This window comes from Psychrobacter sp. TB20-MNA-CIBAN-0197 (assembly GCF_040309765.1).
GTDB classification, from domain to species: Bacteria; Pseudomonadota; Gammaproteobacteria; order Pseudomonadales; family Moraxellaceae; genus Psychrobacter; species Psychrobacter submarinus.
Map to the genome: position 1 here is coordinate 1 of NZ_JBEOPC010000508.1, position 275 is coordinate 275.

The 275-nt window shown below is 36.0% G+C and carries 1 protein-coding gene; it reads left to right on the forward strand.

The window, feature by feature from the left end:
* Window positions 1–271 (forward strand): hypothetical protein (locus AAEY83_RS14715; RefSeq protein WP_351060038.1); only part of this gene is annotated, 271 nt, incomplete at its 5' end.
* Window positions 272–275: the final 4 nt, after the last annotated feature.

The following is a 275-nucleotide window of genomic DNA, read 5'->3' on the forward strand; positions in this document are numbered from 1 at the left end:
GCCCAATATTGAAGATAAAGCCCCGTTTACAGATGCTTTATTCAAACTTGTGCCGCCAAGTGCTGCAGTGCCAAATATGCTGCAATATATTAGGCGTGCTTTTGTAAACAGCTATAGTTATACATTTGTGGGTTGTGATGATTCAAATTGCAAGCAGGACACAAGTAAATTTAGAGTTGGTGTGAATAGGCTTCTTAAAAAGCAATTTAGCTTAGTTGCTTATTTAAAGGTACGCTTTTTATTACTTAGCTTAAAGGCACAAAGTAGTTGAAAAT